General features: G+C 59.6%; 4 protein-coding genes, 1 tRNA gene and 1 pseudogene. 1 reads left to right on the top strand and 5 read right to left on the bottom strand.

Features of this window, described 5'->3' with window-relative positions:
• Positions 1 to 48: 48 nt before the first annotated feature.
• Positions 49 to 125 (top strand) — tRNA-Met (locus GR197_RS31135).
• A 74-nt stretch (positions 126 to 199) separates the two neighbouring features.
• Here the strand turns inward: GR197_RS31135 and GR197_RS31130 are convergent.
• The 5 genes and pseudogenes from GR197_RS31130 to GR197_RS31110 form a co-directional block, all read right to left on the bottom strand.
• A pseudogene (locus GR197_RS31130) lies at positions 200 to 3,593 on the bottom strand (DEAD/DEAH box helicase).
• Positions 3,594 to 3,702: 109 nt separating this feature from the next.
• On the bottom strand, positions 3,703 to 5,355 hold the full coding sequence (locus GR197_RS31125; RefSeq protein ID WP_164016538.1) for a GNAT family N-acetyltransferase: 1,653 nt from the start codon (positions 5,353 to 5,355) through the stop codon (positions 3,703 to 3,705).
• 271 nt (positions 5,356 to 5,626) lie between these two features.
• A complete protein-coding gene (locus tag GR197_RS31120) occupies positions 5,627 to 6,118 on the bottom strand; it encodes a hypothetical protein (RefSeq protein ID WP_164016536.1) in 492 nt (163 codons plus the stop codon).
• Positions 6,119 to 6,227: 109 nt separating this feature from the next.
• Positions 6,228 to 7,577, bottom strand: a complete 1,350-nt coding sequence (locus GR197_RS31115; protein WP_164016535.1) for an HlyD family type I secretion periplasmic adaptor subunit — start codon at positions 7,575 to 7,577, stop codon at positions 6,228 to 6,230.
• Between the two features lie 5 nt (positions 7,578 to 7,582).
• Positions 7,583 to 9,336: type I secretion system permease/ATPase (locus tag GR197_RS31110; RefSeq protein ID WP_164016533.1), on the bottom strand; the 1,754-nt coding region annotated here is incomplete at its 5' end.

Here is a 9,336-nt window from a genome sequence, read left to right as displayed (position 1 = left end):
GGCCTTTCGTGTTACAATACTCAAGCAGATCAAATCGATCTGCAATGGCGCGGGGTGGAGCAGCCCGGTAGCTCGTCAGGCTCATAACCTGAAGGCCGCAGGTTCAAATCCTGCCCCCGCAACCAAACAAATAGCCCGCCTCGTGCGGGCTTTTTGTGTTTCTGGGGGCGGGAGAAATCAGCATACGACAGCAGGATTGTCAGTCCAAACCATTCCGAGCTAGGAATTCGCCTGGTTGAATTGTCTCCAAGGCATTCGCCGTCTCCCTGAAATACGGCAAGATTTGCCAGAGAGTGCGGTCGCCGACGATATAGAAGCGACGTTTGGCGCGTGTCAGCGCCACGTTCAAGAGGTTCGGCTTGGACGCCGCCCAGGCTGCGGCTCCGCTATGATCGGCATCGGCGCCGAGAACCATGAAAACGATGTCTTCCTCTTTGCCCTGGAAAGTATGCACCGTCCCTATCCGTTCCCGCAGCCATCGCGACAGTTTTGATGGAGGGGATCGCATATTTCCGTTCCGGTCCACCCATGCTGCATGGGCCAGAGCCTGCCTCAGGCTGTTCTTGACCTCTTTGAACGGAGAGATGATATAAAGATCCGGCAATGCGCCATCGCGGCGATACGTGGCAGTGAGGACGTCGATGATGAAGTCCGTCTGTTCTGCAACCGTCTGTTTGCCCGACACCCTCCCCCTGACGTCGATCCAGGCACTGTCGCCATAAAACGGCGGTGCGTCGCCGGCCGGGCGGCGCTTCTCCAGCCCGAATACCATCTTGTTCTGATACGCGATCCGGTTGGCAAGGCCGAACATCGGATCGATGCAGCGCCGGTGCACCCGGAGAGGGCAGCCGATCCAGAGCCCGTCCGCTTCCTCGCCGGGGACTGTCGTTCCATAGCGGTTGGCGGCGTCGGCCAGCATCTGCACCGAAGCCCGGTTCGGTGAATATTGTCCTGTCACTGTATGGGCTGAGAGAGCTGAAGCGGCGGTGATCAGCCCGCTCGGAAGGGTAAAGACCGGTTCGATCTGCTGGGGATCGCCGATTGCCATGACGCGGCGCCCCCGCAGCAGGGCGCCGACCGCCGCTTGCGGCACCGCCTGGCCGGCTTCGTCGATGAAGACCCAGCCGATCGAACCGGCGTCCAGCCCGCTGCCGGGCGAAGGAAGCGAATGTCGTCGAGACGATGGGAACGATCATGAAAAGGCCCTGCCAGATCGACGCAATGTGCTCGCCATCGACGGGACTGTTGTTGGACAGCAGTTTGCTGATGGCGACAATGTTTCCGCCAAAACCTCCGCCTTTCCTGCCAACCTCCGCCAGCCATGCTTCATGCAGCGTCAACGCCGCTTCCAACAATGCCGAGCGCAGACCCGCCAATTCGTTCTGATGCCAGAGGCCGTCGATCTGGAACTGGTCGGTCTCGAGATCGGCGAGACGGCCGGGCATGGCGGGATGGTTGAAAACTTCCCCCAGTCGGTCGAATTCCCTTCTCTTCCTGCACCAGATTTTCCGCCGCGACCGCAGTGCCCGTTCGGCCCGCTCATGTTTGCGCAACGACTGTTCCAGCTGGGGCTCATGGATTTTCGCAAGATGGTCCTCGCATTCTGCCAGTGCCTTGCGCAATTCCAGCTGCCGGCGCGCATTGGCGCCGACGTCTTGCCGATGCTGCCGGGCAGAGTTGCTCGGCAGCGCTCGCTCCCACCACGCGGGCGCACCGCGGTCGAGCAGCTGTTCTTCCTCCTTCAGACCTGACAATCCTTCGCGGAGACGCAGCATTTCGGCCGCCGCCATGTCGCAACGGTCCTGCACGCCCCGGAGTTCGGCGGCGGTCTCCGCGACCCCTTTAAGCGTCTCGCTGCAGAACGTATCCTCTGACACCCGGGCGATGTCGTCATAGAGATCGGCATAGCGTGCATATTGACCGATCTTGTCACGAACCAGCGCATCGGCGTCATCAAAGGCCGACGATGCTTCGGCGAAGCTCGGTCCCTCGTAACCCTTCAGCCATTCCCAGATGGTCTGCGGCCTGGCCGCGCCTGACCAGCCGGGATTCGGCCTTTCGGTGATTTCCATGAAGGCGAAACGTTCCTTGAAGGCGCGACGGTTCCTGGAGTTGCCGAGCGCACAGGCGATCAGACCCCATGGACGGTCACCGTCGGAAAGCTTGACGGCGGCACCATTGTCCTTCTGGCAAGCGACCTTGTGCGCGACCGTCTGCAGATAATGGAATGAAGACGCCCTGGCGATCGAGCTTCGCTTGGGAAGGTCGCGCGAAATATTCTCGACGGCGGCATTGTTGGAGGAAGCGACGACCATTTCGAAACCTGTCAGGGCCGGGATCAGTGCCGATATCGTGCCGGTGCTCCGGTCTGCGAAGATGGCGCGGCGCGCTGGTCCGTCAAAGGCATCGCGCGCGGTCTTCAAGGAGGAGAGCACGCGGGCGCGCCGAACGATATTATCCGCGAACAGATCGCGAAGCAGCGTCGTCTTTCCCGTCCCCGGTGGGCCGTTGACCGAAAACAGTCCGGTTTCCGAAAGCTCGCCGATGGCCGAATTGATCGCGAACTGCTGCATGAGGCTCATCGCGTGATGAGGTTCGCTGAGCCAGCGTCCGCGGTTGATATTTCCCGGATGCAAGGCCCGAACGATCGCCCGGCGTCCATCTTGCGAATAGAGGTCGATCCGCTTCTCCGGGGCAAGAGGGGTGAGATATTGCCTGAGCGGCTCGGGGATATCACCGTGTCTGACGCTTATCATCGCCCGCTCGATATCCTCGATGAAGAAGCTGTTCAGGATACCGATCTCTTCTTCAACGCTTGCACCTTCATCCTCCTCATCCTCGGCATCGGGCGCATGGCTCTCCTGCTGTGGCGGCAGCGACAGGACTTCAGGCCTTTCGACCCTGTCTTTGTAGCGTATTTCAACGGCGGCGATGGGCATCTCCCGAGATGAGGCAAAGCCGGCCCAATCGCAGAGCAATTCATGCAGCGTCAGAATCTCGCCGGCGTCGATCGGTTGATCGTCTGTGTCCCCGGAGGATGGCGATCGCAGATGCCGCTGCGCCCGAAAATTCTGAAGCAATTCCGATAGCTGCCGCTTGCTGTCGGCAAATGCCTCGTAGCTGAGCGAGGAGAGGCCGGATTTCTGCACGCGCCCCAGAGCCCAGGGAAGCGTGGAGACCGAAAATGTCTCGAAGATCGGCTGTCCCAAGGGCGTGAGCTGCAGGCTGGCAAAGCAGGTATCGCCGTCGAGATCGCCGCGCTCGGCATCCTCATATGCGGTGATATCGGCTGCAACGCTATCGAAGCGCCTGCGGATATCGGTGACTTCGGATTTGCTGAAGACGCCGAGGAACAGCGTAAAACCGGTGATCTGCTTCTCCTCGGGGATCGCGGGACGGCGCAGTGCCGCACCGTCATCTTCAAGCGTCCTTGCATGCAGCCAGAAGACGCTTCGGCCCTCACCTGTGATGACGCGACTGGAGAGATCATAGGGAATGAAGAACTCGATCTTGTGCCAGAAATCGAGAATGGCCAGAAGCCGTTCTCTTGCGGCGCCATCTGGTCTGCATGAGTTCCTACTGAGGAGTTGCAAAATAGGCTTGCACCTCTTTTAGCAACGATCGCAGCGCAAAATCAAAGACCATGGCGACTGCGCATTCAGGAAGCGCCCAAACGCATTTTTGCAACCGGCGAAAATCTCCTCAATGCAGACGTGGCCGGCGTCGCTCGCTGAGCTGCCGTCCCCGATTCCAGCGGAGGATGGTCTCCTGCGCGACGTCGGTTTTATGAGGAGCGGGCTCGACGCTCGCGCGGATCCGTTCGAGCGCTGCACTTGCCCTGGCCGCATAGTCGAGTGCGGCCGGATCGTCCGAATGCACATCCCGGATCGCAGCGAAGACTGCTTCCGCTTCGGCCAATCGTTTGTTGGCCGCAAGGGCAATGCCGCGTTTGTAATGCGCCTGGATGAGATGTGGCCCGATCTCTCCGACTTGGCGGAAAGTCTCGGCAGCCTGGTCATATTGATGCAGGGCAAGCTGCGCGTCGCCAAGCCGCATCTGGATCGGGGTCGGATCGGGCGCTTGCTCGGCAAGCGCCTTATAGGCAGCCAGTGCCTCCGTCAGCTTTCCGCGGTCGAACAGCAAGTTGGCCAGCCCGAACTCAGCGCCGGTATGGCCTGGAGCGGATTGCAGGACCTGGTTGAAAACGATTTCCGCCCTGCTGCGGGCTCCGTTGCGGTACATGTCGAGCGCCTGTTCATAGACGAAGCGAATGCTGCGCGGGTTGAGCACGCCATGCAGGTTCTGACCGCTGCGGGTGCGGAACAGCGTGCAGCTGATCCGCCTTTCCTCCACCCCGAACATATATTTATAGGGTTCGTTTCCGCGCAGGAAGTCATAGGTCTTGAAGCCCTCCTCAATCGCCCGCCGGATGCAGTAACCGTGCAGGATAAGACCGGGAGACGGCGTCTTCCAGTTTTCGTCGCGGCCGGTGATATAAAACAGGATCGCTTTCTTCTGCCGGTCGACAATATTCGCCAGCGCGCCGAGCGGCTGATCGCCATGCCAAAGGACCGGCATTTCAAGATTGCCGCTGTTGAAGCAGTTTGTCAGCATTTCACGCGTGGTGATGATCAGCCGCTCGGTCCGCTCCGCGCCTTTGCGGGCGCTCCATTTGGTTCGCCAGAGATCGAAGAGGATATCCATGTCGCGGTTGATGGTCTCTGGGCTCGCCATGGTGATCCGATAGATATCGTCACCTTCAACCTTGCGCAGGAACCTCCGGAGCTTCTGGCGCGTCTGGCTGCTCATGCGCTGTTCGAGATAATCGTCGAAGCTTGCCGGCAGGGGAATGACGGGGCAGATCGTGTTGTCGATGTTCTCGCTGTTTTTCGGCGAGCTGTCGCGAAACATCACCTCTGGTCCCCGCAGCGCCTCAATCATCTTCTCGCGTCGGCCGGCAGGGCCGCTGAAATATTCGAGTTTCAGGTCGGTCCAGTTCTGATGTTTGAGAAATGAGGCAAAGCCGGCAATGGCATGATGTTCGTAATCCGGCCTGACGATGAAGCCGGTATAATCGGCCGCAAAATTCCCGGCCATTATGATCTCGTCGTAGAAGAGGCCGGTCTTCTCGTTCAGATGCGTGATGAGGCGCAAGGGAAAAAAAGCAACATAGGGTGCTTCGGGATCGCGTTCGCGAAGGGCGAGGATGAACCAGCGGCGTCGGCGGGACAGATAATTCTTCAGCCATATCCAGGAGAGAAAATGCTGCGCATCGGGATCTTCCATGAAGACCTGATCCCAATTGTCACGCACCGCTTCGAACCCCGTGATGGTGTCGATGATGTCTATGCGCATGACCGCCCCCCAATACCCCATACGTTACTTGGGAGCTTTCATTCTAAGGAGAAAAACCGATCTTCAAATGAACCGTCCGGATGATTTGCACGGCTTAAATGTGATTAGTCCCGAGCCGGCACATAATCCGAAATCGGGATCGGATTTCGGGAAAGATAAGACATCGATTCAAAGGCATAGAGCTCAAGGCATTCCAGAGAATCCGACGCTTCGATGTTATCGCCCGAAAGTGTGAAGCGGTTTTGGCAAGCCGCTATACATACGGATTAGATCAGAGTTCGCCGGAGATCTGCGGGCTCGCATGGATGAAGGCCCAGAGCGTCCGGCTGATGGCGACGATCTCGGCGATGGACTTCTCCAGATGGTCGATCTCGCGGGCATCCATTTGCTCGATCTTGCCGTAGCGAATCTCCTTGTCGTCCTCGACCAACCGCATCAGCTGCGTGCTCGAGATCTCTCCCTTCTCATCGAAGGAATAGATGCAGTGATTGTATTTGTTGCGGGTCTTGGATTCCTTCTTCAGCCGCGACATGGCTGAAAGGATGGCCTTGCGGTCGGAAGGCGAGGTCGAGCCGAGCTTGGCAAGCCGCTCGATGAGATCCATCCGAGCGCGTGTCGTGTTGAGGGTCAGGAACACGACGATTGCCGCTTCCTTTTCGACCCGCAGGAGATGGGCGATGATGTAGATCAGCAGGCTTTCGGTGTTCGTCCAGACATAATTCAAGCGGCCGACCCGCAACAGGACATCGGACATCGCCGCCATGCTCGCCCTTTCTTCCCCGTAGGGGATGATACCTACCGACAGCATATCAGAACAACGGACAAATCCCCCATCTTTCGGCGGACCGCCGTCGTTGCCGGATCGCCCGCGCTCAGCGTTCCTTGAAAGCCCGGGACATGCTGTCGGTGATTGGTTTGCTGATATATTCGAAGAAGGTGCGTTCCGAGGTCTGGATCAGCACTTCGGCCGGCATGCCTGGAACGGGATGGAAATTATGCACCCGCGCAATCTCGGAATCGGGTATTGCGACGCGGACGATATAGACGTCCTTGACCGAGAGCCCCGCATTCTCCTCGATCGAATCGGCCGAGACGTAAAAGACCTTGCCCTGCAGAACCGGCGTCGTGCGCCGATTGAGCGCCGTCAGCCGGATCGATGCCATTTCCCCCTCGTGCAGTTGATCGATCGAGGTCCGCAGCACCTGCGCTTCCAGGATCAGCGGCACATTCGCCGGCAGGATTTCCATGATCGGCTTGCCTGTGGTGATGACGCCGCCGGCGGTATGAAAATAGGAGCGTATAACGGTTCCCGACACCGGTGAACGGATGGTCGTGCGTTCAAGCACGCCTGCGGCCTCGCGCATCTGTTCGCGCACGCTGTCCAGATCGGATTCGGCGGTCTCGAGCGCATCGAGCGCCGCCTGCTTGTTGGAGTTGACGGCGATGACGGCTTCCTGGCGGAATTTGGCGATCTCTGCCTCGCTCTCGTTGATCTCGCCGTTCAGTCGCGCAATGTCGCCCATCGCATCGGCGATCGCCCGTTCGATCGCCAGAAGATCCGTCTTGCGCATATAGCCGACCTTGACCAGCCGGGCCTTGGAGTCGCGTTCCTCGGTCAGCAGCGATAGCTGCCTTTCGAAGGATTCCTTTTGGCCGGTATAACCGGCGAAACGGTATCCCAGCGATTGGATATTCTTCTCGATCAGATTGAGCTGTTCCTCGAGCTTGATCTGCTTGCTGTGGAAGACAATGTTCTGGCTCTGGATGATCGCGTTGATGTCCGGGTCGCCCGCCTCTTTCGTCACGATAGCGGGAAGCTGGAATTCCCGCAGACCCTGCGCTTCGGCGCGGAGCCTTGTGACGACGGCTTCGAGCCGCAGGCGCCGAAGCTGCAGCATCCGCTCGTTCGAGCGAGAGGCGGTTGGATCGAGGGTCAGCAGAATATCGCCTTCGCTCACAGTATCACCCTCGCTGACGCGCATCTCCTTGATGATGCCGCCCTCCAGATGCTGGACGATCTTGTTGTTGCCGGTCGCAACGAAACTTCCCTGGGCGATCACAGCCGAGGCAAGCGGCGCCGTTGCGGCCCAGAAGCCGAAGCCTCCGAACGAGGTGAAGAGAACCGTCAGGCCGACGATGCTGTGCACACGGATCGAGCGCGGCACGTCGCTATACCATTCGAGCTGCACCGGACCGGCGGTCTCCTGTTTTTTCCGTCCCATAGCCTTCACCTCTCGATGCGCGGTGCTTGTTGACCATTATTGCTGTTGTTCTTCGAAAGCGCCTGCAACACCTCGATCCGTTCCCCGAACATGGCGACAGTGCCGTCCTTGAGCACCAGGATCTTGTCGACGCATTGGAGCAGGGCCGGGCGCTGGGTGATCGTGACGGTGGTGATGCCCTGCTTCTTGGCGTGGATCAGCGCCTTGGCAAGGGCTGCCTCACCCTGTGTATCGAGGTTCGAATTCGGCTCGTCGAGGACCACGAATTTGGGATTGCCGAAGAAGGCGCGCGCGAGCGCGATGCGCTGCTTCTGGCCGCCCGAAAGCGGAGCGCCGTCGGCCGCGACGATGGTCTCGTAGCCTTGAGGAAAACCTGCGATGAGCTCGTGCACGTCGGCCAGCACCGCGGCTTCGTAGATCTGGTGATCTTCGATGTCGTCGCGCATCCGGCAGATATTCGCCTTGATCGTACCGGGGAAGAGCTGCACGTCCTGCGGCAGATAGCCGATGCTTTCGCCGAACTGGCGCTGGTCCCAGTTTCGCAGGTCCATCAGGTCAAGGCGGACGTTGCCCGATGTGGGCACGATCGAGCCGACGAGCATCTTGCCGAGTGTCGTCTTGCCGGACCCGGAATTGCCGATGACCGCCAGCGATTCGCCCTTCCTGAGTGAGAAGGAGATGCCGTTGAGAATGACCTTCTTCTGCGGCGGCGGCACGAAAAGAATGCGTTCGACATCGAGCCGACCTTCCGGATTGGGAAGGCGCAGGCGCGGGAAGTTCAACGGCGAGTTCAAAAGCAGGCTCTTGATCCTGGAATAGGCGGCTGCCGACCGGTTGAACTGATGCCAGCCTTCGATGGCGCCTTCGATCGGCGCCAGCGCGCGTCCCGAAATGATCGAGGACGCAATCACCATGCCGCCGGTCAGCTCACCGGAGAGCGACAGATGCGCGCCCCAGCCGAGCAGAGTGATCTGGGTGATCATGCGGCAAGCCTTCGATATGCCGGAGAAGATGATGTTGCGGTCCTGTGCCTCGACTTGCGATTTCAGCGAGCCCGCCGTTTCCCGGCCCCACATCTTCACGGCCTCGGGGATCATCGCCATTGCGTTGATGATCTGCGAATTGCGCGACATGGAATCGAGGTGGAAATTCGCCCGGCTGAGGTAGCCGTTGGATTCGGCAAATTGCCGGGCGGTGAATTTCTGGTTCAGATAGGCGATGAAGAAAAGCACCGCGCAGCAGGTCATGATGATGATCCCGAGATGCGGATGCACGAAATAAACGACGACGACGAAGAACGGCATCAGCGGCGCATCGAGAAACGCAATCAGCGTGCCGGATGTCAGGAAGCCACGCAGCAGCTGCAGGTCCTGGAGTGTCTGATAGTCTTTGCCGCTGCCATGCAGCGAGGCCCGCGCCGCAGCGCTGAGGATCGGCGCGCCGAGCTGCACTTCGAGTTCCACCGCAGTGCGCATCAGGATGAAGCGCCTGACGGTATCCATGAAGGCCTGAAGCAGCACGGCGCCGAGCACGGCGATCGAGAGCATGACGAGCGTGTCGATGGAGCGGCTTGTCAGCACCCGGTCGGATATCTGGAAGAGATAGAGCGGGATGGCCAGCAGCAGCACGTTGATGGCGATGGTGAACATCATGACGACCACCATATTGTGTCGTACCGCCGCCATGCCGCGCGAGAGGCTGGCGGCGAAATTCACAGGCTCGCTACGCTTGTGAAAACCGCCGCCGCTTCCCCCGCCCC

Source organism: Rhizobium phaseoli (assembly GCF_010668805.1).
Classification (GTDB): Bacteria; Pseudomonadota; Alphaproteobacteria; order Rhizobiales; family Rhizobiaceae; genus Rhizobium; species Rhizobium phaseoli_A.
The sequence above is the reverse complement of the archived record's forward strand: the minus strand, read 5'-3'. Positions and strand labels throughout refer to the sequence as shown.